The 24769-nt window shown below is 64.8% G+C and carries 23 protein-coding genes; 19 read left to right on the top strand and 4 right to left on the bottom strand.

Annotation, left to right across the window (positions count from 1 at the left end):
* Positions 1-53 precede the first annotated feature (53 nt).
* The 3 genes from ACWPN7_RS16070 (at position 54) to ACWPN7_RS16060 (ending at position 2455) form a co-directional block, all read left to right on the top strand.
* Positions 54-506 (top strand): ribbon-helix-helix domain-containing protein, encoded by a 453-nt coding sequence (locus ACWPN7_RS16070; RefSeq protein WP_459197997.1) that lies wholly within the window; start codon positions 54-56, stop codon positions 504-506.
* A gap of 414 nt (positions 507-920) precedes the next feature.
* Positions 921-1346 (top strand): hypothetical protein, encoded by a 426-nt coding sequence (locus ACWPN7_RS16065; RefSeq protein ID WP_459197996.1) that lies wholly within the window; start codon positions 921-923, stop codon positions 1344-1346.
* A gap of 284 nt (positions 1347-1630) precedes the next feature.
* On the top strand, positions 1631-2455 hold the full coding sequence (locus ACWPN7_RS16060; RefSeq protein ID WP_456511561.1) for a 3'-5' exonuclease: 825 nt from the start codon (positions 1631-1633) through the stop codon (positions 2453-2455).
* Between the two features lie 69 nt (positions 2456-2524).
* Here ACWPN7_RS16060 and ACWPN7_RS16055 read toward each other — a convergent pair whose 3' ends face one another.
* Entirely contained in the window at positions 2525-3175 is a 651-nt protein-coding gene (locus tag ACWPN7_RS16055; protein WP_459197995.1) for a dioxygenase family protein, read from the bottom strand.
* Positions 3176-3449: 274 nt separating this feature from the next.
* On the opposite strand from ACWPN7_RS16055, the gene ACWPN7_RS16050 reads away from it, so the two are divergent.
* The 13 genes from ACWPN7_RS16050 (at position 3450) to ACWPN7_RS15990 (ending at position 18847) form a co-directional block, all read left to right on the top strand.
* The gene (locus ACWPN7_RS16050; protein ID WP_459197994.1) at positions 3450-4094 is read left to right on the top strand and encodes a hypothetical protein; all 645 of its coding nucleotides are present in this window, start codon (positions 3450-3452) and stop codon (positions 4092-4094) included.
* A gap of 92 nt (positions 4095-4186) precedes the next feature.
* The gene (gene tenA, locus ACWPN7_RS16045) at positions 4187-4870 is read left to right on the top strand and encodes a thiaminase II (protein ID WP_079285244.1); all 684 of its coding nucleotides are present in this window, start codon (positions 4187-4189) and stop codon (positions 4868-4870) included.
* Between the two features lie 48 nt (positions 4871-4918).
* A complete protein-coding gene (locus ACWPN7_RS16040; protein ID WP_459197993.1) occupies positions 4919-5287 on the top strand; it encodes a DUF4186 domain-containing protein in 369 nt (122 codons plus the stop codon).
* A gap of 131 nt (positions 5288-5418) precedes the next feature.
* Positions 5419-6036 (top strand): recombinase family protein, encoded by a 618-nt coding sequence (locus tag ACWPN7_RS16035; protein ID WP_459197992.1) that lies wholly within the window; start codon positions 5419-5421, stop codon positions 6034-6036.
* Between the two features lie 264 nt (positions 6037-6300).
* Positions 6301-7584 carry an IS21 family transposase gene (gene istA / locus ACWPN7_RS16030; protein WP_492273362.1) on the top strand — a complete coding sequence of 428 codons (1284 nt, stop codon included), beginning with the start codon at positions 6301-6303 and terminating at the stop codon, positions 7582-7584.
* Positions 7584-8456, top strand: a complete 873-nt coding sequence (gene istB / locus ACWPN7_RS16025) for an IS21-like element ISAzs30 family helper ATPase IstB (RefSeq protein WP_456531118.1) — start codon at positions 7584-7586, stop codon at positions 8454-8456. The genes istA and istB overlap by 1 nt, the downstream gene beginning before the upstream one ends.
* Before the next feature lie 217 nt (positions 8457-8673).
* A complete protein-coding gene (locus tag ACWPN7_RS16020; RefSeq protein WP_459196824.1) occupies positions 8674-9126 on the top strand; it encodes a DUF1810 domain-containing protein in 453 nt (150 codons plus the stop codon).
* Between the two features lie 270 nt (positions 9127-9396).
* Entirely contained in the window at positions 9397-11793 is a 2397-nt protein-coding gene (locus tag ACWPN7_RS16015) for an AAA family ATPase (protein WP_459196825.1), read from the top strand.
* Complete coding sequence (locus ACWPN7_RS16010) at positions 11790-13700, top strand: UvrD-helicase domain-containing protein (protein ID WP_492273361.1); 1911 nt, start codon at positions 11790-11792, stop codon at positions 13698-13700. Before ACWPN7_RS16015 ends, ACWPN7_RS16010 begins: the two co-directional genes overlap by 4 nt.
* A gap of 228 nt (positions 13701-13928) precedes the next feature.
* Entirely contained in the window at positions 13929-15800 is a 1872-nt protein-coding gene (locus ACWPN7_RS16005) for an ATP-binding protein (protein WP_492273360.1), read from the top strand.
* A gap of 218 nt (positions 15801-16018) precedes the next feature.
* Positions 16019-16306 carry a hypothetical protein gene (locus ACWPN7_RS16000; protein ID WP_459196828.1) on the top strand — a complete coding sequence of 96 codons (288 nt, stop codon included), beginning with the start codon at positions 16019-16021 and terminating at the stop codon, positions 16304-16306.
* A gap of 455 nt (positions 16307-16761) precedes the next feature.
* On the top strand, positions 16762-17628 hold the full coding sequence (locus ACWPN7_RS15995) for a tyrosine-type recombinase/integrase (protein WP_459196829.1): 867 nt from the start codon (positions 16762-16764) through the stop codon (positions 17626-17628).
* Between the two features lie 10 nt (positions 17629-17638).
* Complete coding sequence (locus ACWPN7_RS15990; RefSeq protein ID WP_459196830.1) at positions 17639-18847, top strand: IS91 family transposase; 1209 nt, start codon at positions 17639-17641, stop codon at positions 18845-18847.
* Positions 18848-19277: 430 nt separating this feature from the next.
* Here ACWPN7_RS15990 and ACWPN7_RS15985 read toward each other — a convergent pair whose 3' ends face one another.
* Positions 19278-19646 (bottom strand): DUF427 domain-containing protein, encoded by a 369-nt coding sequence (locus ACWPN7_RS15985; RefSeq protein ID WP_459196831.1) that lies wholly within the window; start codon positions 19644-19646, stop codon positions 19278-19280.
* 248 nt (positions 19647-19894) lie between these two features.
* Here ACWPN7_RS15985 and ACWPN7_RS15980 point away from each other — a divergent pair, with 248 nt between their 5' ends.
* Positions 19895-20527 (top strand): 3'-5' exonuclease, encoded by a 633-nt coding sequence (locus ACWPN7_RS15980; RefSeq protein ID WP_459196832.1) that lies wholly within the window; start codon positions 19895-19897, stop codon positions 20525-20527.
* Positions 20528-20794: 267 nt separating this feature from the next.
* On the opposite strand, the gene ACWPN7_RS15975 is transcribed toward ACWPN7_RS15980, so the two are convergent.
* Positions 20795-21757 carry an AraC family transcriptional regulator gene (locus ACWPN7_RS15975; RefSeq protein WP_459196833.1) on the bottom strand — a complete coding sequence of 321 codons (963 nt, stop codon included), beginning with the start codon at positions 21755-21757 and terminating at the stop codon, positions 20795-20797.
* A gap of 101 nt (positions 21758-21858) precedes the next feature.
* Here ACWPN7_RS15975 and ACWPN7_RS15970 point away from each other — a divergent pair, with 101 nt between their 5' ends.
* Positions 21859-23055 carry an MFS transporter gene (locus ACWPN7_RS15970; RefSeq protein WP_459196834.1) on the top strand — a complete coding sequence of 399 codons (1197 nt, stop codon included), beginning with the start codon at positions 21859-21861 and terminating at the stop codon, positions 23053-23055.
* A 588-nt stretch (positions 23056-23643) separates the two neighbouring features.
* Here the strand turns inward: ACWPN7_RS15970 and ACWPN7_RS15965 are convergent.
* On the bottom strand, positions 23644-24423 hold the full coding sequence (locus tag ACWPN7_RS15965; protein ID WP_459196835.1) for an ATP-binding protein: 780 nt from the start codon (positions 24421-24423) through the stop codon (positions 23644-23646).
* Between the two features lie 11 nt (positions 24424-24434).
* Here ACWPN7_RS15965 and ACWPN7_RS15960 point away from each other — a divergent pair, with 11 nt between their 5' ends.
* Positions 24435-24749, top strand: coding sequence for a hypothetical protein (locus ACWPN7_RS15960; protein WP_492273359.1), 315 nt, complete (start codon positions 24435-24437; stop codon positions 24747-24749).
* Positions 24750-24769: the final 20 nt, after the last annotated feature.

The raw sequence follows: 24769 nt of genomic DNA, 5'->3' as shown, positions 1-24769 counted from the left end.
GCAAGCCGCCACGGTGCCGACCTGTCGCGTCTTCGCCTACCAAGGGCCGAGCCATGAACGATGAGATGTTGACCGCACCCGGCAACGACGACCGGGACGGGACCGGGAAGAAAGCGAACCGCCGGAGGAGCGAGCCGTCCCAGCGGGTCGGCAAGACGCAGTCGCCGATGATGAAGGCGGCGCTTGGGCAGGTGGACCGGGGCGTTGCCCTTACGCCGGGCCGCAGCATCAGGATCGGCGGCCGGCGAACCACCATCCGTCTTCAGGATGCGCTCTGGGATGCGCTGCTGGAAATCTCCAAACGGGAGCGCCAAGGCGTCGACAGCCTCTGCACCGAGGCCGCCCGGAAGCGTCCGGCGGGTTTGTCGGTCAGCGCCGCGATTCGGCTGTTCATCACGCAGTATTTCCGTGAGGCCGCCAACGATGATCCCCTCGAAACCGAAGCGCCGGGGACGGACGTCCCGTTCGACAGGACGAGGGTGGGCAAGGATTGGAACGGGCGATAGACCGATGGGGTGCCGGTTGCGGTGTCGAGACCCGTTCCGTCGGCCCTCACGCCGGACTCGGTGCTGGACGGTGGGTGGTGGGATCAACCTTTCTCGGAGGGCGACGGCCGCCCTTCCATCCGTTCCCCCATCGAACGTCCTGCGATCTTCATTGTGAAGTCGCCGCGGGGACCGCGGTTTCCCGTGCGCCGGATCGTTCGGATGTCCCGGCCACAGGCTCCGGCATGTCCGCCGTGCCGGATAGCGGGTCGCCGACGTTGTGCCCGGCGCCGACATGCCCTTCACACCGCGCGCCCGCAGATGGATTCGGCGGAGACGCTTTTTCCCGTATGGCTTACGATGGGAAGAAGGGGATGCATCCAGCCCCATCTTGCGGATGCCGCTCCGCGTCGTTGATGGTGATCGGTGCCGCTGATGAACCGCCGCCTTTTGTGCCTTGCCGTTCTGGGGCTCACGACCGCCGCTCCCGCAATGGGCCGGGAGGTCATCACGTGCCAGTCCTGGCGGCACCAGCCCATCGACGTCACGAGCGACGGCCGGATCCCCGCCTTCGTTCCGGACCGGGGCTGGGTGAGCGTTCACCCGCGCGGTGTCGAAGGACCCCAGCCCGATGGCCAGTGTTCCACCGAGCGGTTCCTCGCCCGCTTGGCTCAGACCACGATCGTGCTCACCCTGCGGAACGCCCGGCTGGTGGCCTTCTGCGCCCCACGAGATGTCGACGCCAATGACGTCGAGGCCGTCGTGCTCATCGATGGCGTCGACCTGCAGCGTATCCTGGTCGATGCGGCGTTGACCCAGCCTGCGGACGGCACGCCGCGCCGCGATTGGTGTGCCCGTTGACACGGCAGCGTTTTGCATCCGGAGCCGGCTGACGCGGCTCCGTCAGACGAGTTCTATGAGGACCAAGCCTCATTCCGCAATGGCCGCACCGCGGAGCCAGCCCCAATCGACGCAGCATCGCATCGGGGCCTTCGGCGGCACCATCGGGCGGCCCGCTCCGCTGGTGAACGTCGCGGTGTGCCGTCCACGCAGCGCCAACCCCGCAGCGACGCGGAGCGGTCATTTGTCCGTTGTGCTTCCCCGATCGTTTGAGGAGCATGGCGCCGCCGCACCCCGGAGGTTCCATGCACCACGACACGCTGCTCTGCCTCGACATCGAGACGATGCCGGACCGCCAGATCCTTCCGGCGGACTGGCCGGCGGAGAAGTTCCCGCCGCCGCATTGCCATCAGATCGTGGCGATCAGCTTCGTCGAGGCGGCCATCGACCGGTCCTCCGGGGTGGAGCGCTACCGTGTCACCGAGTGCCGCTCCGGCGGCGACCTCGACTATGACGAGGAGCGGCTGATCCGCGGCTTCTGGAAGCACTTCGCCCGGACGCTGCCGCGCGTGGTCACCTGGAACGGGCGCGGCTTCGACCTGCCGGTGCTGCGCCTGCGCGCGATGGTCTACGGCGTGCCGGTGCCGGCGTGGTTCCAAACCGGCGACAAATGGAACGGCTACACCCAGCGCTACCAGCCCGACTTCAACTGCGACCTGATGGAGCAGGTCGCCGACTACGGCGCCTCACAGCGCATCGGTCTGCAGGACATCGCCGACCTGATCGGCCTGCCCGGCAAGATCGGCGGCCACGGCAGCGAGGTGGCCGACATGATGGCGCGCGGCGAGCTGGAAAAGGTTCGGGCCTACTGCGAGTCGGACGTGCTGACCCTCTACGCCGCCTATGTCCGCTGGGCGCTGCTCACCGGACGCACCGACCCGGCCGGGCACAACGCCAGCGTCGACAGCTTGGTGGAGTGCCTCGTGCGCGAGCGCGCCGACCGGCCACATCTCGGAACATTCCTCGACCTGTGGCAGGCCTCGACACGGCCCGCCCCGATGCATGTGCCCGTGCCGCGCCCCGCGCCGGTCGCCGAACCGCCGCATCTGCCGAGCGAACACGTCCTCTGAGGCGGTGTCGGCTTGGTGGATCGGGCCGCTCACCGGTGTGGAGAGCCGACACCGATCCTTCACGGAAGTTCAAAGGTCGAGGACGATGTCGAAGGTGCCTTGGACGGCGCCCGCCTCGAGGCCGTCCGCCGCGGTCAACGGGATGATCACGCTGCGGCGCGCCTGCGGGTCGCGGATGGCGTTCAGCAGGCCGTCGCGGGCGTTCAGCGGTTCTCCTGCGACGTACATCTGCGTCACGAACCGCCCGGTGCCGGGCACGATCACCGCGTAATGGATGTGCGGCGTGCGGCCGGGATAGGGCACCGGCTTGATCGTCCGGAACCGATAGGCTCCGTCCGAGGCCACCGCCGCCCGCCCGTAGCCCTGGAAGTTTCCGTCGAACCGGTCGTGACCGGGTGCGCGCGGATGCCGGTAGATCCCCTGGGCGTCGCACTGCCAGATTTCGACCACCGCGCCGGAGACCGGCCGCCCGGCGCGGTCGAGGATCCGCCCTCCGATGTGGGCGACGGTGCCCAGTGCCTGGGCGGCGGCCCCATGAACCCGGACGAGGTCGTGGTCGACGTCCGCGGGCAGGCTGGTCGGATAGAACGGGCCTTCCGTCTGGCCGGGCGTCGGGACGAGGGGCGTGGCGCGGGCCGGTCTGGAGAGCAGGGCTGTGGTGCTCAGCGTGGCCATGCCCACCATCAGGGTGCGGCGGCTGACGCTGCGGTGTTCCGGCATGGCCGCCTCCCGTTCTGCGTTCCGGATGCACGCCGGCGGCGGGCAATCCTGCCCACGTCATATGGGGCGCGGACGCGCTGCCGGTGAGAGGGGATCTAAGGCGAATTCCAGCGGCGAATTCCAGCGGCGATGGGCGGGAATGCGAACGCATTGAGAACATCCGGCAAGTGCCGTATCGTCGCTTTCCTGGTGCGCTGCCTTCGCTCGGTTCTCGAAGGGGTCGGCCGACAGCTGGAGAATGGAAACCGCGGGCGCGTGCGGAGTGGAGCGGAATATGGCGATGAAGGTGTTCGTGTGGTCGCGCGCCGAAATCGAGGACGGGGCCGCGGAAGGCGCCGATGCCGTTATCTCGGTGCGGATGCAGGCCGATCGCGGATCGTTCGAAACCCTCGACACCGCGATGGCGCAGGCTGTCCTGGGCGACGTGGACGCCATGCTGGTCCTGCGCTCCGACGACATCGGCGTGCCGCGGCTGGGGGCGCAGCGCGGGCCAACGGACGAGCAGATCGCCACCGTGATCGATTTCGCGCGGGCGATCCGTGCTGGCCAGCCCGACGCCACGCTGGCCATCCAGTGTGAACACGGGCGAAGCCTGTCCCCGGCGTTGGCCCTGGCGGTTCTCGCCGACGAGCTCGGCCCCGGCCGCGAAGCCGAGGCGGTGCAGCGGCTGCTCCGGCTGGACCGCGATGGGATCATGGCGCCCAATCCCCTGGCGGTGCGGCAGGCCGACGATCGGCTGTGGCGTTACGGTGCCTTGGAGGCGGCGTTGGCCGCCGCGGCGCCGCGCTTTGCGGCTGTTCGGGACACTTGGAACCGGGTGGCCAGTCCGGCTGGCGTCCGGGCCGCGCCCCGCCTTCAGAGCAATCGAAAACGGCGGATCCGTGCGCTCGATCAAGACGAGCAGGAGATCCGGGAGTAGCGCGTTTCGTTGCCCCTGCTGACGTGACGCTCCACAATACGCCACTGGCGGCATTGCCAAGTCCACACATCAGAACCTGGAGGACCCGATCGATGACGGTGAGCAGCGCCGTGGACCTGTTCGACCGTTTGGCCACGGAGGCCGCCGACGAATGGGCGGCTTACGTCGACCACACGTTCGTCCAGCAAATGGGACGGGGGACGCTGCCGGTGGCCTCCTTTCGCCACTACCTGGTGCAGGACTACCTGTTCCTCATCCACTTTGCCCGCGCCTATGCTCTGGCCGTCTACAAGGGCCAGTCGCTCGACGACATGCACGCCGCCTTCGGCGGGCTGAAGGCCATTCTCGACGTGGAGATGGACCTGCACGTTCGGCTCTGTGCCGGCTGGGGCCTGTCCGCCGCGGAGCTGGAATGGGCGCCGGAGGCCAAGGCGACGCTGGCCTACACGCGGTATGTGCTCGAGACGGGGCTGCGCGGTGACCTGCTCGATCTGCACGTTGCCCTTGCTCCCTGCGTCGTGGGCTATGCCGAGATCGGCACGCGCCTCGCCGCCAGCCCATCGGGTTTAGCAGCCGGCAATCCTTATCGTTCCTGGATCGCCGAGTACTCGGGCGACACCTACCAGGAGGTGGCGGCTGGCGCGCGTGCCACGTTGGACCGCTTGGCCGCACGCGGCATGACCGAGCAGCGGTTCCCGCAGCTGCTGACGACCTTCCGGCAGGCCTGCCGCCTGGAAGCGGATTTCTGGCAGATGGGGTTGACGCGTGCAGACTGAGGTCCCGGCCGGAGGGTGGTTACTAGATGGCATTTCCATGGAGTGGCGATGGGCGCGATCAGGGATTTGGATCAGGTGTTTTCGGGACTGGCCCGCTCTTCTTTCCGTCAACGCTTCCAGCTGGGGGTCCGCGAGCAGGCCTACCTGCGGGACAAGGGGTTTCCGACGGTGCTGGATCACGCACGGGACTTCATCGACAAGCGGCTTGTGCCAGCGGAACCCGTCAACGACGGAAAACAGACGCCGTTCCGTGGGCATCCGGTGTTCATCGCGCAGCACGCCACGGCAACATGCTGCCGGAACTGCCTGGAGAAGTGGCACGGCATTCGCCGCGGACAGGCCCTGAACGCGGAAGAACGCTCCCATGTGGCTGCGGCGATTGAGCGTTGGCTGCGGGAGAATGCCGCGGAGACGTGACGCCGGCGCCGTCGATTGGACGGTGCTGCCGCCACGGCAGAAAGGCCGCCTTTTGCCACACCGGCGACTCGGAACCCCCGCGCCCAGAGTCGTGTTGCAAAAGTCGTGGCAAAACTCAGTGGTGAAAGGGCATGGGAAAGGCCGCTGCCACACGTACCACGTCACGCCTGATCGGGTATGCCCGAGTGTCTACCGATGATCAGCGGTTGGACCTGCAGATCGATGCCCTGACCAAGGCGGGGGTAGAACCCGAGGATATCTGGACCGACACCGCGTCCGGCCTGACGGTCGCGCGGCCCGGCTTGGCCGGCGTGCTGAAGGCGGTGCAGCCTGGCAACGTGCTGGTGGTGTGGAAGTTCGATCGCTTGGCCCGTTCGACCTTGGAGTTGCTGAAGATCGCGGACCAGCTCAAACGCAAGGACGTCGGTCTACGCAGCTTGACGCAGGGCATCGACACCGGCGGCCCGGCGGGGGCTCTGGTCTTCGCGATACTCGCTGCCGTTGCTGAAATTGAAGCCACGATGATCTCGGAGCGAACCATTGCTGGGATGGAGGCGGCGAGGAGCCGCGGCGTTCACCTCGGCCGACCTCGAAAGTTGACCGACAAGCAGTGCGCGATGATCGAGACCCTGCTCAGGAATCGCCATGGTGGTCAGACGGCGCGGCAGATTGCCGAACAGTTCGGGGTGGAGCGTACGACCATGTACCGTGCTTTGCGAGAACACCGCACTCGTATGGGCAGGGCGTGAAAGGTGGGCGTCAGCCGCGATTGCTTCGTTTATTAGGTTCTGTCGCCAAAGGGACTTGCGCAGAGCCGATCTGATCGCATTTGGTCCGAGTGCCGATCAGAACCATGGTGACCGACGCGATGTGGCGTCGGCTGGATACTCCCCGGAAAGGGCGGCTGAAAACTCCCCAGGCTAACGCAACGGCAGGGCTCCGGGGCGTATGCCCCGGAGCCCTGCGGCCGCCCGTCGCCCATGATCACCCTCCGAGGCGGAGGGAGAGGGCCGGTGGTCAGACTTGGGGAACTTGTCATGATTCTCGATCTCGCCCGCGAGGGCCTGTCGGTGTCGGCGATCGCACGCCGCACCGGCCTGGATCGCAAGACCATCCGCAAATACATCGCCCGTGGACTGGAGGCGCCGGCCTACACCCCTCGGCCAGCTCGGCCGACGCTGCTCACGCCCTTCGAGCCCTATCTGCGTGACCGCCTGCAAGCCTTTCCTGACCTCAGCGCCCGTCGCCTGCTGCGGGAACTCAAGGAGCGCGGTTACACCGGCGGCTACACCATCCTGAAAGCAGTGGTTCGCGCCATCCGTCCCACGCCGCCACTGTCCTTCGAGCGTCGCTTCGAGACACCACCCGGCAAGCAGGCCCAGGTCGACTTCGCTTTCTTCAAGACGACCTTCACCGACGAACCTGAGGCGGAGCGGATCGTCTGGCTGTTCTCCATGGTGCTCGGCCACAGCCGTATGATGTGGGCCCGCTTCGTCGCCCGCCAGGACCTGCAAACCGTGCTCCGCTGCCACATCGCCGCCTTCGACAGCTTGGGCGGCGTGCCGGAACAGATCCTCTACGACCGCATGAAGACCGCCGTGCTGGGCGAGATCGAAGAACCCGATCAGCCGACCCAAGGCATTGCCTACAATCCCAAGCTCCTCTCTCTGGCCAGCCACTACGGTTTCCTGCCGAAGGCCTGCAAGCCGTACCGAGCCAAGACCAAGGGAAAAGTCGAACGGCCCTTCCGCTACGTGCGCGAAGACTTCTTCCTGGCCCGCAGCTTCCGCAATCTCGAGGATCTGAACGTCCAGTTCACACAGTGGTTGGATCAACTCGCCAACCGCCGTCGGCACGCCACCACCCAGCGCATCGTCGCCGAGCATTTCGCCGATGAGCGCCCCCACCTCAAGCCGCTGCCGGCCGGCCCCTTCAACAGCGTGCTGGCCCTGGAACGCCGCGTCACCCGCGACGGCATGGTGTCGGTCGGCGGCAACCTCTACTCCGTGCCGGATTGCACCCGCCGGCGGACGGTGGAGGTGCAGGTCACCGCCGGCACCGTCACCATCCTGGAGGACGGCATAGCCGTCGCATCCCACCCGGCGCTGGAAGGACGAGGCCAGCGGCGCATTGCCACCGGCCATCGGACCCAGCCTCCACCGCCCAACAGCCAAACGCCCAGGGAGGCGGCCTCGCCCCCGGCACCACCGCTGCAGGGCGGTACCATCACGCCACGCTCGCTGGCCATCTACGACACCATTGGCCGCCACTTGGCCAACCAGCCGGGGAGTCCGTGATGAGCGCCACGTCGCTGGAGGCCGGACCTGCCACCCTCGACCGCATTCGCCAGTACCTGGTTGGGCTGAAGATGCCGCGCGCCTTGGAGGCGCTGGAGCACATCCTGCGCCGGCTGGAACGGGGCGAACTCTCCGCCCTGGAGGCCATCGACGCCCTGCTGGGCGAGGAGCTGACGCTGCGCGAGGGTCGCCGCATCAAGGCCGCCCTGAAGATGGGCCGGCTTCTCTCCATCAAGACGCTCACCGGCTTCGACTTCTCCTTCCAGCCCTCGCTCGACCGCGATCGGATCATGACCTTGGCGCAGCTCGACTTCGTCGACCGGCACGAGGTGGTCCATTTCCTCGGCCAACCCGGCTGCGGCAAGACGCACCTGGCGCTTGCTCTTGGGGTGGAGGCCGTCAAGGCTGGCCGCTCGGTCTACTTCGCCACCCTGGCCGACATCGTAAGCTCGCTGGCCAAGGCCGAACGCGAAGGGACCTTGCGGGAACGCCTGCGCTTCCTGTGCCGGCCACAGCTGCTGATCGTCGACGAGATCGGTTACCTGCCGGTGATCCCCGGCGGCGGCAACCTGTTCTTCCAGCTGGTCAACGCCCGCTATGAACGCGGCGCCATGATCCTGACCTCCAACCGCGGCTTTTCCGAATGGGGCGATGTCTTCGGCGGCACCGTCGTCGCTTCAGCCCTGCTGGACCGCCTGCTGCACCATGCCGTGGTGGTGCAGATCGAAGGCGCCAGCTACCGCCTGCGCCGCCACGCCGAACTGATACCGGACAACAACCGCAGCAGGCCGATCACCACCCCGTTACCGGCACCACGGCGCCGAGGCCGGCCACCAAAAGCGAGGAGCGCCGACACCGAAGCCAATCCATAGCCATTCAAGCCATCTGGGGATTTTTCGACCGACCCTTCTGGGGAAGCTTCATTCGGCCTTTACAGACGCCACATCGCGTCGGTCACCATGGTTCTGATCGGCACTCGGACCAAATGCGATCAGATCGGCTCTGCGCAAGTCCCTTTGGCGACAGAACCTAGTAAAAGAACGATGTACAGCGAACTCGCGACCAAGAGCCTCGATCAGGAGCTGTGGAATGAAGATGGATGACCCTTTCGATCTCCAGCGGTTCGTGAACGCGCAGGAGCGGGTCTTCGCGACTGTGCTTGAGGAATTGCAAAAAGGGCGCAAGCAGAGCCATTGGATGTGGTTCATTTTCCCGCAACTGCGCGGCCTTGGCCGCTCGGCCACAGCCGAGTTCTATGGCATCGACTCCCTCAACGAGGCGCGCGCCTATCTGGCACATCCGACGCTCGGCCCACGATTGGAAAAAGCGACGCGCGCCGTGCTGGCGGTCCAGGGGGGAACGCTTCATGGGATCTTCGGTTCTCCGGACGATATGAAGTTCCACTCCTCCATGACCCTGTTTGCCTTTGCCGCAGAAGAGGCCGCGACCCTCTACCAGGAGGCGCTCACGCGCTACAGCAATGGCCGAATGGACGAGGCGACGCTGGCGCTGCTGCGGGGAGCGGCCGGGCCCATGTCTTAAAAGGGGGTGAATGGCTCCAGAGCCGCAGATCGGACAGCTTCGCTCTCCGATCACATTTCGAAAATCGCCTCCCTCTGCTGATCAGTGCCGTTAGGCGCTAAAGAGATCTGCCTCGGTACGGTTCAACTGGGGAACGGCAGGCGACTCTATGACGTCCTTAAAGCACTCTTTTCTTTTCCTCATGCTACTGATAAGCCTCATCAGGCGTTGGTGGCGCTTATGTAGCGCGAATCGACCGGCGCTCTTTGGTATCGCGGTTGGGGGCGTTCCGTGCACATCGAATTCATTGAGATCGCAAATTTTAGAAAACTGCTGTCGACGCGCGTCGATCTTTCGACCTCAACCACTCTATTCGTCGGTGCAAACAATAGTGGAAAGACGTCGGCCATGCTGGCGCTGCGTCGCTTCCTTTCACCGCGCCGCTGTCCATTCGAAATACACGATATTACTCTATGCCATTGGCCGACAATAATCGCGCTCGGCGAAATTTGGATCGCCGCGCGCAACGCTGAGGAGGTCGTCAACCTAGTCATCGATCCATGGGTCAGCACCTTGCCGACACTGGACCTGTGGCTGCATGTTGAGACCGGCGAGATGCACCATGTCCGCGATCTGATCCCAACGCTCGATTGGGAGGGTGGGCAGCTCGGCGTCCGGTTGCGCTACGAGCCGAAGGACCTTGGGCTTCTTTATAAAGACTTTATGGGCGCGGTCACCGACGCTGAGACAATGAAGGCGGCTGCAACTGCTGCAATGGCAGCAGAAAACACTAATGCAGATCCACTGCTGGAACCGCCAAAGCTCACGGTATGGCCTGAGAATCTTATGGATTTTCTCAGCAAGCGGCTTTCGACGCATTTCACAATTCGCGCCTATTCGCTGAACCCTGCTCAACTTGTAGCGCCCGTCAAGTCTCAAGCAAAGCCGCAAGCGCTGCCGGTCAGCTCGCTGCCGATCGAAGGCGATCCGTTGAGCGGTCTGATCCGCGTCCACGACATTCCCGCGCAACGTGGGTTTGGCGAAGAGCAGCAGGTGCACGACGATGACGACGCGCCAGCAGCGGCCGCAGGCAGCCGGCTATCAGACCAGCTAAGAAGTTATTATGCTAAACATCTCGACCCGACGAAGGGGCCTGATCCCAAGGACCTTGGGGCTCTCCAGGCAATCGAGGCCGCTCAAGATGCCTTCGACAAGCGGCTGACGGAGAGTTTCAAGGCTGCCTTTACTGAGGTCGAGGGGATGGGATACCCGGGTGTAACCGACCCGCGTCCGCGCGTGTCGACACGGTTAAAGCCGATCGACGGCCTCAACCATAATGCAGCAATCAGCTTCGAAGTTGACGTGATTGCGGAAAATGGCGCGACAACGCCCGTCCTACGATTGCCTGAGGCAAATAACGGGTTGGGCTACCAGAATCTAATTTCGATGATCTTTCGCCTGATGAGCTTTCGCGACGCGTGGATGCGTGTCGGCAAAGCGTCGAAAGGTGCGGCGATCACCAAAACCGAACCGCTTCACCTAGTGTTAGTTGAGGAGCCGGAGGCCCATCTTCATGCTCAGGTGCAGCAAGTCTTCATAAAGAAGGCTTATGCTGTGCTCCGCGCACATGAAGACTTGGGCGAGAGTGAGAAGTTGCGTACCCAGCTCGTGGTCAGTACCCACTCGAGCCACGTCGCGCATGAGACCTCCTTTTCCTGCTTACGCTATTTTCGCAGGTTGCCGGCAGGTATGGTTGCCAAGGTGCCCGTCTCGACGGTTATCAATCTGTCTGAGGTATTTGGCTCAAGCAGTGAGACCGAGCGATTCGTCACACGTTACCTGCGCGCGCAGCATGCCGATCTGTTCTTCGCCGACGCAGCGATATTGGTCGAAGGACCAGCCGAGCGGATGCTTGTTCCTAACTTCATCCGTGCCCACTATGACGAACTGAACCAGTGCTACATAACGCTACTCGAAATTGGGGGGAGCCACGCCCATCGTCTCAAGCCGCTGATTGAGCATCTCGGGCTGCTAACGCTGATCATTACCGACTTGGACACGCTCGACAGCACCGGCGGTGCATCGGTGCAGCCGGCAAAAGGTACTGGCCAGAAGACCAACAATGCAACGCTTAAAACTTGGGTTCCTAGGCTCGATGACGTCGACGAGCTGATGAACGCCGACAGTGGCGCCAAGACAGCTCGCGAGGATGGCGACCCATTGTTCGCGGTGCGTGCCGCGTATCAAACGCCGGTAGGGGTCACATCACCCGGCGTCGTAGGGCCAGAGGTCGCATACCCCTATACTTTCGAGGACGCGCTCGCATTCGAGAATCTCGTCTTCTTCGCGGAACTCAAGGGCACAGGGTTGGTGCACAAGTTCCGAGACGCGATCACGAACGGAGGCGGCGTAGCTGCGATCGGCGAGCGGATGTATTTCGCCCTCAGGAGCGGTAAAAAAGCCGAGTTTGCTCTCGATGTCATTGAAGTGAAAAAATTTGAGGACATCGTCGTCCCCCGTTACATCGCTGAAGGGCTCGAATGGCTCCTCGCTCAGCTTAAGAAAAAGCAGATCGAGATTTTGCCACAGGTGGCACAGACCGACCAGCCAGAAGCCAAAAACACTGAGCAGTTCGAAGCCGAATATGTCGGCGCCGAACGGCTCGAAGCCGAAAAGGTCGAAGCATGAGCGTCGCCGACGATCAGTTCGATGCCGAGGCCGACGAGATTATTCATGCCTGCCTCAATTTGGAGAAGCCGAAAAGCTTTTTTCTATATGCCGGTGCGGGATCAGGAAAGACGCGGTCGCTTGTTGAGGCGATCCGAAAAGTCTGCCGAGAACAAGGGCGGCGATTGTCGCTGACTGGTCAGAAAATCGGCGTCATCACCTATACCAATGCCGCCTGCGACGAGATCAAGCAGCGACTTGAGTTCGACCCCCGTGTTGAGGTGTCGACCATCCATGCTTTCGCTTGGTCGCTAATCGCCGGCTATGATGCGGATATCCGGCAATGGCTTGCCGCGAGACTCCTCCAAGATGTCGCCGAGCTGGAGGAGGCTCAGGCTAAGGGGCGGCGAAACAGCAAAGCCGCAACGGACCGCGCCCGCTCAATCGAGAGCAAGCTGCGCCGGTATGCAGGCCTCGACAGTATCACGCGCTTCGTTTACAGCCCGACTGGAGATAACCGGACCCGCGATGCCCTCAGCCATGCCGAGGTCATCGCGATGACCACCGATTTCCTAGGCACAAAGCCTGGTCTACGCCGCCTTCTGATTACCCGCTTTCCAATCCTACTCATTGACGAAAGCCAGGACACGAGCCGCAGACTTATGGATGCGCTACTCGACGTAGAGGCGGCATACCGCGACGCCTTTTGCCTTGGTCTTCTCGGCGACACGATGCAGCGCATCTATGCCGACGGGAAGGATCGCCTTGCCGAGGCGATTCCCGACGCCTGGGCGAAGCCGCGCAAAAGGATGAACCATCGATGCCCGACCCGGGTCATTGCGCTCATCAACAAGATTCGTCGTGATGAGGATGGTGAGGAGCAGCAGCCTCGAAGCGACGCTGGCCCAGGTGTTGTCCGGCTGTTCGTTGTGCCGCAGTCGATCGCTGACAAGGCCGTGGCCGAGGCCGCTATCGCGGCGAGAATGGGCGAGATCACGGGCGACCAGAACTGGGCCGCAGGCTCAGAGGCGATCAAGACGCTTGCCTTGGAGCATATGATGTCCGCCCGCCGCTTCGGCTTCGAGCAGTTCTTCGAGCCGCTCTATGCGGTCGAACGCATCCGGACGAGTTTCCTTGAGGGAACCGGGGCCGGCATCGGGCTATTCACCCGCGAGATACTGCCGCTCGTGACTTCGATGCGCGCGTCGGATCGGTTTGCCGCCGCGGCTGTCGTGCGGCGCACCTCGCCGCTGCTTGAACGTAAGGCGCTCGAAGCAGCCGGCAACAAGCAGGCCGAGATTCTCGGCAAGGCCAGGGCGGCTTGCGATGGCCTCCTGGCGCTGGTCTCGGCCAATGAGAAACCGACGGCACGTGCAGTGCTACGTTATGTCGCCGAGACCGGCCTCTTCACAATTCCTGACGTGCTGGCTCCGTTCACTGTCGCCGATGAAGTTGCGCCCGAGGGCGATGCCGAAGGAGAGGCTGGCGAAGAAGCTAGCGAGGAACAAGAGGTCAATCGTAAGAGCGAGTTAGGCGGCTGGCGGTTGGCGCTTGACGCGCCGTTCGATCAAATCGAGAAGTACGACCGCTATGTTCGAGGTGCCTCACAGTTCGATACTCACCAAGGCGTCAAGGGGCTGGAGTTCCCTCGCGTGATGGTCATCGTTAGCGATGACGAAGCGCGCGGCTTTATGTTCGCCTACGACAAACTATTTGGGGCGAGGGAAAAGAGCAAGACCGATCTTGAAAATGAAGCGGCTGGTAAGGAAACCACGATCGATCGGACGCGTCGCCTTTTCTATGTGACCTGCAGTCGTGCCGAGGAGAGCCTTGCGGTGGTTTACTACACGGCCGACCCTGCGCTCGCGCGCGATTCAATGATCAGGCAGGGCTGGTTCGAGCCTGATGAGATCGAGTTCATCGGGTAAGAGCCATGCCGGAGCACGCGGAGGATGCTGACTCGGGCCATCCAACGGTTCCTCCGACCATGGCACGAAAAGTCCCAAGGGGACATCTGTCAAACATGCTCCGGTCCCCGAGTGATGGGTGAGCCGGAGCAGTGTGGCAAAAGGGGAAGCGCACATACTACTCCCGTACCCCGATCCGTGACATGCTATGTCTGTCCGTTCTTGTGAACAGCAGGCATACCGAAGGGCATGGAGCTCCAGAACACTTCACATCATCGAAGCGCGTTTGGCGTGTCGCCGCGCTCGCGTTCCATTTGGGGCGCACGCACCGTTGGTGGGTTCGCCTTTCTAGTGGTGTGGCAAGCCCTCTTCCAAGCGGCGGCAGTGTTCGGGGTCACCACCTATGCCAGCGTCTTCTTCTTGCCTGCTGGTTTAAATGTTGCCTTTCTCCTGCTGTTCGGGCCGCGCGTCGTGCCCGCCCTCATCCTGGCTTCCTTCATCGCCGGAGTGCCGTATTGGCTGCCCGACCGCCCGCTGACTTGGATTGCCACGGCCACGGCCGTTGGTGTGGGGTATGGCTGCGGTATCGGCTGGTATCGCTGGCGCATGGCGCGGTTTTCCAATCCCTCGAGGACGCTGGTGATCTGCTGGTTATGCGCGGTAGCACCGCTGACCGTCTTCGGCAACGCCACCCTGATGGGCGTCGCGTATTACGCTACCGGCGCAACTCACGCTGCTGACGCTCTGCATCACGCCAGCCTCATCTGGGTCGGTGACCTGGTGGGTATCTTCACCGTAACCCCGGCCGCACTGCTGGCATGCGCCGCACTGTTCCCTGAGGAGACGCGCCGTCAGCTGCCTTGGTTGCGGCTTGCGCCGCTGCCGAGCATTCGCGAAGTGCTGCTGCACACTGCGGCCTTGCTCCTTGCCCTGATCGCGGTGTACGCCCTGCCGCACGCGCTGAGTATGGACGCGCGGCTCTGGCACCTGCTGTTCATCCCAGCGATCTGGATCGCCCTGGCCAAAGGCTTGCCCTCGGCTCTTCTCGCAACCTCGACATTGAACGTCGGCAATGTGGCCGTGGCGACACTTTTCGGCACGCCCATCGCCCTTCCCGAGTTGCAGAGCCTGATGCTGGGGATCTCCGCCACGACCTTGATCCTTGGGGCCATGGCGACCGACCGCGCGCAAACCATTGGAAATCTGGCAGCCACGGTCGATGCCCGCACACGCGAGCTGTCCACCGCCAATCAAGCGCTCCGGTCTGCAAACCAAGTCTTGTACGACCAATCACAGGCTTTGCGCCAAACGCTCGAAGATGTCAGTGCAGCCCACACCCGGCTCCAGGAAACCCAGCAGCAGCTAATCGAGGCGGAGAAGTTCGCGGCGCTCGGACAGCTGGTGGCCGGCATCGCCCATGAGATCAACAGCCCCTTGGGAGTGGCGCTGACGGCGGCGTCTTACCTATCCGATGAAACGGAACAGATACGTGTGCTGGCCAGAGCCGGGCAGTTGCGCCGCGCAGTGTTCGACGACTACACCGCCGCAGCCACGGAGGCCACCGACCTGCTGCTGGCCAATCTCCGTCGCGCTGCCGATCTCGTACACAGCTTCAAGCTGGTAGCAGCCGACCAAACCAGCGATGAGCGGCGCCGCTTCACCCTCGACGAGTGCCTTGATGACATCGCGCGGAGTTTGAGCCCATTATGGCAAAAGGCGGGGCACACGCTCACCGTCAGCTGTCCCTCGGGGATCGAGGTCGATGGCTACCCCGGGGCGCTGGCACAGATCTTGACCAACCTCATCACCAACTCGCTTATCCACGGTTTCAAGCCCGGTCAGGCCGGCCGGATCGCTATCACTGTGACCGAGCCTACGGCAGGTACCCTTGACATCGTCTACAGCGACAATGGGCAAGGCATCCCCACCGAGCACCTCCCCTCCATTTTTGATCCGTTCTTCACAACAGGGCGTGCTCGAGGTTGCACCGGGTTGGGTTTGCATATTGCGCATAACCTGGCGGTCCGGCGCATGGGCGGCAGTATCACGGCAACCAGCACGCCGAATGCCGGAGTTTGCTTTGTTCTGAATTTTCCACGCACGTCATCATCGGTGCCGTGACAGGGGCGCATCTGACCGCGGAACAATCGATCGGGAACGAAGTCGCTTGGTGTTGATTGGGAGCCGCGCACCAACATCAGTAGCCTCGTGCTGCCCAACAGCAAGGGCTGTTGACGAGGAACAGGGACCGGACGTCAAGTCAGCGGGAGGTAGCTATGCAAGCGTCTCCATCGGAGCATCACACAACACGGCGTCAACGGTTACGGGAGCGGCGCCGGATGGTTTTCCAACGGATCATCGCCGGGCTGGAAGCGCTGCATGCAGCTGGCATATCCGCCCGCGTCATCCTGCCGCTGGGCGATGACCAACCGGTCGAGTTCCTGGTCGAGGCCAGCGACATGCCGACCATGTCGCTGGCGGCGCGACGGTTGCGCCGAAGCATGGGCAACGTTGCCCATTACCCAGTGTTTACCGGTGATCTCACTCCGGAGCGTCGGGCAACCCTGCGGGGTTCCGCGTGGGACCTGGAGACCGTACGGCGACACCAGTGTGACCAAGCCGCCTAATGGGCTCTGGTGGGCAGCGTGAAGCTTGCTCGGCAGCCTTAAGGAGCGGCACTTGCTGCCAACGGATACCCTTCCCGGTGTGATGAAAGGGGAACCTGCCCCGAGAAGCCACTCCCTTGCCAACACGCATGTTCAGGGTCATCATCTTGCGTGCTGGGGCTGTGCGGGTAGAGGGGCTTGCCCCGTCCCGGTCGAAATCCCGACAGCGCTGTAACGGGGCACGCCGCGGCGACAGCCGTAGGTCTTCGGACCAGCAGCTTCACCCAGCCGTTCGCCGTGTGGTGAAAGAGGGCACCAAGTTCGAAGCCCCTGATGGTCCGCTTTGCGCCAGGGGACTAAACCGCTCACGCGGTAGAGGAAGCTGTTTCATGGATACCGTCCGGGCGACCGGATGAATCGGGTGTCGTGTTTTGAGATGGGGGGTTCGTTTCCTCATCCAGGACAGGAGCACCACCATGAGCGAGGAGATCATCAGCCCACTGCGCCGGCGCATGATCAAAGACATGACGATCCGCAACTTCGCGCCGAGGACGCAGCACGGCTATATCCGGGCCGTCAAGAACTTCTCCGACTTCCTTGGGCATTCGCCGGCCAGAGCGACCTTCGAGGACATCCGCCGTTATCAGCTGAGCCTCGCCTCGAGCGGCCTTGGCGTTCCAAGCATCAACGCCACCATGACGGCGCTGCGTTTTTTCTTCAAGATCACCTTGCGCAAGGGCAGCGTCTCGGAGGACATCGCCTTTGTCCGCGAACCGCGGCGGTTGCCGGTTGTGCTGAGTCCCGAGGAGGTGGCGCGGCTGCTGGCGGCGGCTCCCGGGATCAAGTACAAGGCGGCCTTGAGCATCGCCTACGGAGCCGGCCTGCGGGCCTCCGAGGTCATCTCGCTCAAGGTCGCCGACATCGACAGCGCCCGGATGGTCATCCGGGTCGATCAGGGCAAGGGCCGCAAGGACCGGTACGTGATGCTGTCGCCGCACCTGCTCGACCTGCTGCGGCAGTGGTGGCGGATCGCCCGGCCCACGGCCTGGCTGTTTCCCGGCGGCGTTCCCGGCGAACCGCTCACCACCCGGCAACTCAACCGCGCCGTCCATGTGGCGGCGCAGCGGGCCGGGATCGACAAGCGCGTCGGCCTGCACACCCTGCGGCACAGCTTCGCCACGCATCTCCTCGAGCGCAACACCGACATCCGCGTCATCCAGGTGTTGCTCGGCCACAAGAAGCTCGACACCACCGCGCTGTACACCCGCGTCGCCATCAAGGCGATCGGGGAGGTGACCAGCCCGCTCGACCGGCTGCTCACCGGAGGGAAGCCACCGGCCTGAGCGCCCCCCGGTGTCGCACCCGGCGATCGAGGTGGCGGACATCTTCCGCCGTCATGGACCGGCTTGGCGCAACGCCAACGCCGGACGGGTCAACCTTGGCCAGTTGAAGGTCATGGCGGCCATCGAGACCTGCCGCACGGCGGCCCTGGGCGGGCATGTCGAACGTTGCGAGGCCTGCTCGCACGTGCAGATCACCTACAACTCCTGCCGCAACCGTCACTGCCCGAAATGCCAAGCCATCGCCGCCAGGGACTGGCTTGCCGAGCGGGAAGCCGAGTTGCTGCCCGTGCCCTACTTCCACGTCGTGTTCTCCCTGCCGTCGCCGGTGGCCGACATCGCCTACCAGAACAAGGCCGTGCTCTACGACCTGCTGTTCAAGGCCGCGGCCGAGACCCTCATCACCATCGCCGCCGATCCCAAGCACCTGGGGGCCCGCATTGGGCTGACCGCCGTGCTCCACAGTTGGGGCTCGGCGCTGACCCATCACCCGCACGTCCACATCATCGTGCCGGGCGGCGGCATCTCGTTGGACGGGCAGCGCTGGATATCCGCACGGGCCGGCTTCTTCCTTCCCGTCCGCGTGCTGTCGCGGCTGTTCCGCCGGCTGTTCCTGGACAAGCTCACGGCAGCCCGCCACGCCGGGCGCTTGCGGTTTTTCGGCGACCAAAGCGCCCTGAACGATCCCAAGGCGTTCGAAAACTGGCTCGTTCCATTGCGGCGGACCGAGTGGGTGGTCTACGCGAAGAAGCCGTTCGGCGGCCCCGAGGCGGTGCTCGCCTACTTGGCGCGCTACACCCACCGGGTCGCCATCGCCAACAGCCGTCTCCTCGCCTTCGACGACACCGGTGTCACCTTCACCTGGAAGGACTATCGCGCCAACGAGCGTGACCGGGCCAAGGTGATGACGCTGGCCGTCGACGAGTTCATCCGCCGCTTCCTGATCCATGTGCTGCCCAGCGGGTTCCACCGCATCCGCCATTATGGCCTGTTCGCCAACGCCGGACGGGCCGCGAACATCGCCCGGGCCCGTGAATTGCTTCATGCGTCCGAACCGTACCATCACCCCACCGAGGTCGAGGGTCCGGACGCCGACGAGCCGCATACATCCCGAACCCCTTGCCCATGCTGCGGCGGACGTCTGATCGTCATCGAGACGTTCGAGCGCGGCTGTCTGCCCCGCCATCAGCCGGCGCCACCGGATCGGATCGACAGCTCATGACCGTTGCCCCCCATCCCCAGCGCCCACAGCTTGTTCAGACCCGCGGTCGGCGCCTTGGCCGATCACCGTCGCGCTTGGCCTGCGATCATCGCCCGGCCATGCTGCCCGCACGCGATGCCGCCAAGATGAGCCCGATGTCCCTTCCAGGCGCCGGCCTCGCCAACAGCGCCGCCGCCATTCCAGCACCGGCGCCCTTCGAACAGTCGGTCTGCAGGCGACCCACAATGACCAAAACCCCATAAGGATTCCCCTCCGGCAACACGCCGAATGGCACGCGGTTTCCTCCCCTGAGGCTTGTCGGACGCCTGCCGGTGCGGCATCCGCAAGGTCCAGATATGCTGGCAGGCATCCGACAACCCTTAACAGGAGCAGACGGAGCTGGCATTGCGATGAGAGCCACACCGCATGCGGAGCCTTCCGCCGGCTGCCGCTATGTGGCCGCGTGCTCTTCGATGCAATCGACGCGTTCCGGATAAAACGCCAAATGTTCGCGGATGGCGGCCACGGCTGGATAGGGAGTCTCGTAGGTCCAGACAGCGTTGATCGCGATGCGATCACCCACGCGCAGGTTGTAGTAAGTGGCATCGCCCTTGTAAGGGCAATGCGTCGTGTGCGCCGTGCGCTCGAAGGCCGTCATGTCGGCATCCGCGCGGGGAATATATTGGACCACGGGCAACTTCGCCTCCGTCAGCGTCAGGGCGCGTGCCGTGTCGGCGACGACCCGGCTGGCGAAGACGACACGAATCCGATTCGGGTTGGGGATGATCGTGATGGGATGCTCGGGGCCGGGAATTTTCACAGCGATACTCCTTGCTCACCGGTAGTCGCGCCGGTCATGGCGCGGTCGTCATGCCTTATACCAGCGACTCTTGATCCTGACCCATCAGGATCAAGAGCCTCGACGGCATGGGCCGGCCGCTTGTGACCGTGGTGTCGCTGATCGGCGGCCGGCGCTTTCGCCATGCTACTCTGGGCGGCGTGACGGAGCGTTGTCCTTGTTTCACATCCGTGCCACAGGTGGCTCCACCGATGAAAGATTGGATATCAATGAGCATGCAGCCGTGGGAAGGCCGTGACCGGCTGGTCGCGATCGACATCGAGACGACCGGACGGCGCCTGCCGAGCCTCCAGGACATCAGGAAGGCGCCCAAGGGCCTGCGTCAGCCCGGCATCATCATCGAAATCGGGTGTCTTGAGATCATCCGTGAGGGCGATGGCTGGAGGAAAGCGCGCAGCTGGGAGTCGCGGGTCAACCCCGACGCCCCTCTCCATCCCGACGCCATCAAGGTGCACGGCATCAAGCCCGCCGACCTGAAGGTGGCGCCCCGCTTTCCCGAGGTGGCCGACGCGCTTCTCGCCTTTCTGGGCGAGGACCTTCTGGTGGCGCATGCCTATGAGAACGAGATGGACTTCCTGAACTACGAGTTCGCGCGCTGCGGACGCGCCGCATGGGGTGCCGACACGTTCTCGGCGGACCGGTTCATCTGTACCAAGGAGATGTCGCACACGGTCTTCCCCGGTGCTTCCGGCTCGCTCGATGCGCTGTGTGATCGGCTGTGGCTCGACCGGAGTGATCGCTTCGCCCACCATGGCGCGCTGCTCGACGCAGACCTGACGGCTGATGCCTTCGTCAAAATGGCGTTGGGAGATACCGGCCCGCGCGACGCCGTGTATGAGTGAGGCACGGCGCCGGGCATCCGGATATCGTGCCGCGCGCCCTGACGTGCGGAAGGCGTCAAGGTCGCGTATCGGGGCAGCTTGCGCTGAACGGTGCTGGCTGCTCATGGCGCAGAGTCGACAGTCCGGCGCCTGGCAAACCGATCTCGCGCTGTCGGGCAAGGTGTCGCCGAACTTTACGCGCTGACAGTTGGTCAGGTCACCCGCGAGGACGGGCGGGACCGGCTTGTGAAAGGACCTGCCCCCCACTTGGTCCTAATCGTGCCGGTGCTATGATTCCGCACTGCGTGAGGCGCCGGGCGAATAGCCCATGATGCGCTTGAAGGCACGGCTGAAGGCGGCCTGCGAGCCGTAGCCGAGCCGATGCGCGGCGGTTTCGATCGGCAGACGCTCCCGGCCGATCCACTGGGCGGCAAGCCGCATCCGCAGCTCCGTCACGTAGCGGACCGGGGTCACGCCGGTCACCTCCAGGAAGCGCTCCGCGAAGACCGAACGCGAGGCGCCCATCTCCGCGGCCAGTTCCGCCACGGTCCAGTTGCGGCCGGGATCGCGATGCAGCGCGGTAATGACGCGGCCGAGCCGCGGGTCGCGCAAAGCGTCGATCCAGCCGCGCGCATCGCCGCAACCGCATTCGACCCAGCCCCGCACGATGGAGGCGGACACCACGTCGGCCAGCCGCGCCAGGATGTCGGCATAGCCGGCGCGCTCCGCCCGCGCCTCCCGCTCCATCGCTTCCAGCATCGGCAGGATTTCGGGGTAGCGGTCGAGCAGGGTGCCGACCTGCATCACCTCGGGCATCAGGCCGACCAGCGGCTGCATGGCGCCGAGGTCGAACTCCATGCAGCCGCTGAAGATCACCGCATCCTTCGTTCGGCAGCTTTCCGGCGGGCAGGATTCGAGCGCACCGACATTGCCGCACAGCGGCGCCGTCGCGAAGCTGGCGACGTCGCGGGCCGGCAGTTCCGGCGCCGACAGCAGTTCGTGCGCGCCGCCGCGCGGCAGCAGCACCGCATCGCCGGTGTCCAGCGTGAAGGTACCGCCGGCGAGCAGCCTCAGCACGACCGGCCCGCGGGCGATGAAATGGAATTGCGCCCGCCCCTCCACCGTCCCGAAACCGATGCCGAAGGGAGGGGCGACCTGCATGCGGCGGTACTGCACGCCGGTCAGCCGCATGCCGAGCAGAAGCTCGCTGACGAGGTCGGTGGCGGGAGGGAGACGGGATGAGTCGGGCATATCCGGACTATCGATCAAAAGATGCGGACGTTATGGCATGGATCGTCCAGAAACTCCATTCTATCCTGCGTCGCAGCATAATCTTCCTGCGAGGACAGACCATGATGGAACCTGTGAGGCAGGCCGGCGCCGCGCCGGCGGAGCCCGCCTGGGGTGCCGTCTTCTCCCTGACGCTCGGCGTGTTCGGACTGGTGACGGCGGAGTTTCTGCCGGCCAGCCTGCTGACGCCGATGGCGGCCGACCTGCATGTGACCGAGGCGATGGCCGGCCAGGCCGTCACCGCGACTGCCGCGGTGGCGCTGGTCGCCAGCCTGCTGATCTCCGCCGCGACCCGCCGGATCGACCGACGCCATGTGCTGCTCGCCTTTTCGGCGCTGCTGCTGGTGTCCAACCTGGCGGTCGCCTTCGCCCCCGACCTGCTGTCGCTGCTGGTCGGGCGGGTGCTGCTGGGGGTGGCGCTCGGCGGTTTCTGGGCCATGTCGGCCGCGATCGCCATGCGGCTGGTGCCGGAGCCGATGATTCCGCGGGCCTTGTCGATGATCTTCAGCGGCGTGTCCGCCGCCACCGTCTTTGCGGCCCCGGTCGGAAGCTATCTGGGCGACCTGCTCGGCTGGCGCGCGGTGTTCCTGATGGCCGGCGGGCTCGGGCTGGCGGCTTTGGTGGCGCAGGTTCTGACGCTGCCACGCATGGCGCCGAACGGCCACACCAGCCTTCGCACCCTGGGCGAGGTGATGGCGCGGCCTGGGGTCGGGATCGGCATGGTGTCGATCCTCCTGGTCTTTACCGGGCATTTCGCGCTGTTCACCTATGTCCGGCCGTTCCTGGAGACGGTGACCGGCGTCGGCGTCAGCGGCGTGTCGGGCATCCTGCTGGGCTTCGGCATGGCGAACTTTGCCGGCACCTATCTCGGCGGCGCGCTGCTGGCGCGCAGCATGCGACTGACCCTGACGGTCATGCCGCTGACCATGGGGCTGCTTGGGCTCGGGCTGGCCGCGCTGGGCGGGTCGCCGACCGTGGCCTCGGTGCTGATCGCGCTGTGGGGCGTCGCCTTCGGCGCCGTGCCGGTGGCCTGGTCCACCTGGATCACCCGCACCGTGCCGGACGAGGCGGAAAGCGCTGGCGGCCTCTTCGTCGCGGCGGTGCAACTCGCCATCGCCACCGGTGCGGCAGTGGGTGGCGCCATCTTCGGCGTCAGCGGCGCCGGGGGGGTCTTCGGCGCCAGCGGAATCGTGCTGCTGCTGGCCGCCCTGGTCGTGCTGGGAGGCATGCGCGCGCGGGCAGTCGCTGTCGCCTCCTGATCACCTCCGTCAGACGCCTGCGGATGGACCGGCCGCTGTCGTGCTCCGTTTCCAGGACGGTGGGCCCCCATGCCACCAGCACCGCATCGTACCCGGAAAACCGCCTCTCGCTCAGGTCAATACCCGCGACAGCAATCCTTCGTGATTGTCGACACAAGGAAGTTTAGACCCTCGGGCTCGGTTCAGTGTTGTGGGTTAGGCGCCAAGCTCTCGGTGGTGGTTCCGTACTGCTGGGAGCGGGATTCCTTCCGCGGTCGGCGTGCCCGTTCGCTCCGCTTTATAGCAGCCAACCAACTTCATCTCCTGGCGCAATGCGGTCGTAAGCGACGGTCCGCATCGGGTCAAAAGCCGCTGGCATTGGTGTGGTGAAAGGGGACGGCCGCGCCCGCGCCCGGTGCCACAAGAAACTCCGGCCCGTCACGCCGGACTGGCAGCGATGGGCGGCGTCGCCTTCCTCGCCGACACCTTCCGGGACGAGAGGGCACGGCGCCCGTTGGCGGCAGTCGTGACGTGAGGCTGCGCGCGTGGCCATGCGTCACCCCGATATCCGGCGGTTCAGCCAACGGGCGCTGGGAGTGCGGAGCGGACCTACTCGACCACACGCATCTGCCGCTCCAACGCGCTATGAAGCTGCGGCGGCGTCAGCGGCTTGTGGGCGAGGTCCAGTTCGTTCTCCGCCGCCTCCTGCTGGTTTTCGGAGCCGGTCTCTCCGGTCAATAGGACTCCGGGCACCACGCGGCCGACGAACTCGCGGATGCGTCGGACGACCGCCGCTTCGACCTCGCCCTCGCGCAGGCGATAGTCGACGACGACGTCCGGCGCCCGCCCGGCATCGCGCAGGATCTCCAGGGCTTCGTCGCCGGACCCGGCGATGAGCACTTGGTATCCCCATCCCTCCAGCACCGTCCGCAGCCCGGTCAGCACCATGGCGTCGTCGTCGACGACCAGGGCGACAAGGCCAGGCCCCGCCGCCGCGGCGGGAGTGCACAGCGCCTCGGCCGGGACCGCCTCGACCGACCCGAGCGGCACGTCGATGGCGAACACCGACCCCTTGCCGGGTTCCGAACGCACCCAGACCGGGTGGTTCAGGAGTTTGGACAGGCGCTTCACGATGGCCAGCCCGAGGCCGAGACCCTGCGAGCGGTCGCGCTCGGGGTTGGCGACCTGGTGGAACTCCTCGAAGATGCGCTCCAGGTGCTCCGGTGGGATGCCGATGCCGGTGTCGCCCACTGAGATCCGCACGGTGCCGTCGGACACCTCGCACCCGAGGCGGATCTCGCCCTGCTCGGTATAGCGGAGCGCGTTTCGACGAGGTTGCGGAGCATCCGTCCGAGCAGCATCGGGTCGGAGCGGACGGCGACCCCGCACGACCGCTCCGCGTGCAGACTCAGTCCCTTCGCGCGGGCGACCGGCTCGTAGGCGGTCTCGATGTCCTCGACGATCCGGCCGAGCGGCACCGTGGCGATCTCCGGATGGATCACGCCCGCGTCCAGGCGGGAGACGTCGAAAAGGCTTTCGAGCAGCGCCTTCAGCGTGTCCAGGCCGCGCTCCAGCATGGTCAGCGTCTTCTGTCCGCGATCATTGAGGAAGTCGCCATACTGTATTGGGTACTGGTGATTCGGAATTTCGTCATTGCGCTGATTTATTTGTATCAATTTTCAAAAACACATGGCAGTGAAGAGTCGCCTGTATAACGCTGGTAGTCGAGTGGCCA

It is taken from the genome of Azospirillum sp. UENF 312511, assembly GCF_058780635.1.
Note: the sequence above shows the minus strand (reverse complement) of the source record. Positions and strands in the feature narration are given on the sequence as shown.

Bases quoted from the DNA above. Each gene is read 5' to 3' on its own strand.
- ACWPN7_RS16055 (WP_459197995.1), bottom strand. From the start codon at position 3,175: ATGCCGGAACACCGCAGCGTCAGCCGCCGCACCCTGATGGTGGGCATG.
- ACWPN7_RS16000 (WP_459196828.1), top strand. From the start codon at position 16,019: ATGGTTTTCCAACGGATCATCGCCGGGCTGGAAGCGCTGCATGCAGCT.
- ACWPN7_RS15970 (WP_459196834.1), top strand. From the start codon at position 21,859: ATGATGGAACCTGTGAGGCAGGCCGGCGCCGCGCCGGCGGAGCCCGCC.
- ACWPN7_RS16070 (WP_459197997.1), top strand. From the start codon at position 54: ATGAACGATGAGATGTTGACCGCACCCGGCAACGACGACCGGGACGGG.
- ACWPN7_RS15975 (WP_459196833.1), bottom strand. From the start codon at position 21,757: ATGCCCGACTCATCCCGTCTCCCTCCCGCCACCGACCTCGTCAGCGAG.
- tenA (WP_079285244.1), top strand. From the start codon at position 4,187: ATGACGGTGAGCAGCGCCGTGGACCTGTTCGACCGTTTGGCCACGGAG.
- istB (WP_456531118.1), top strand. From the start codon at position 7,584: ATGAGCGCCACGTCGCTGGAGGCCGGACCTGCCACCCTCGACCGCATT.
- ACWPN7_RS15980 (WP_459196832.1), top strand. From the start codon at position 19,895: ATGAGCATGCAGCCGTGGGAAGGCCGTGACCGGCTGGTCGCGATCGAC.
- ACWPN7_RS16040 (WP_459197993.1), top strand. From the start codon at position 4,919: ATGGGCGCGATCAGGGATTTGGATCAGGTGTTTTCGGGACTGGCCCGC.
- ACWPN7_RS16010 (WP_492273361.1), top strand. From the start codon at position 11,790: ATGAGCGTCGCCGACGATCAGTTCGATGCCGAGGCCGACGAGATTATT.
- ACWPN7_RS16035 (WP_459197992.1), top strand. From the start codon at position 5,419: ATGGGAAAGGCCGCTGCCACACGTACCACGTCACGCCTGATCGGGTAT.
- ACWPN7_RS16005 (WP_492273360.1), top strand. From the start codon at position 13,929: ATGGAGCTCCAGAACACTTCACATCATCGAAGCGCGTTTGGCGTGTCG.
- ACWPN7_RS16065 (WP_459197996.1), top strand. From the start codon at position 921: ATGAACCGCCGCCTTTTGTGCCTTGCCGTTCTGGGGCTCACGACCGCC.
- ACWPN7_RS15995 (WP_459196829.1), top strand. From the start codon at position 16,762: ATGAGCGAGGAGATCATCAGCCCACTGCGCCGGCGCATGATCAAAGAC.
- ACWPN7_RS16020 (WP_459196824.1), top strand. From the start codon at position 8,674: ATGAAGATGGATGACCCTTTCGATCTCCAGCGGTTCGTGAACGCGCAG.
- ACWPN7_RS16060 (WP_456511561.1), top strand. From the start codon at position 1,631: ATGCACCACGACACGCTGCTCTGCCTCGACATCGAGACGATGCCGGAC.
- ACWPN7_RS16050 (WP_459197994.1), top strand. From the start codon at position 3,450: ATGGCGATGAAGGTGTTCGTGTGGTCGCGCGCCGAAATCGAGGACGGG.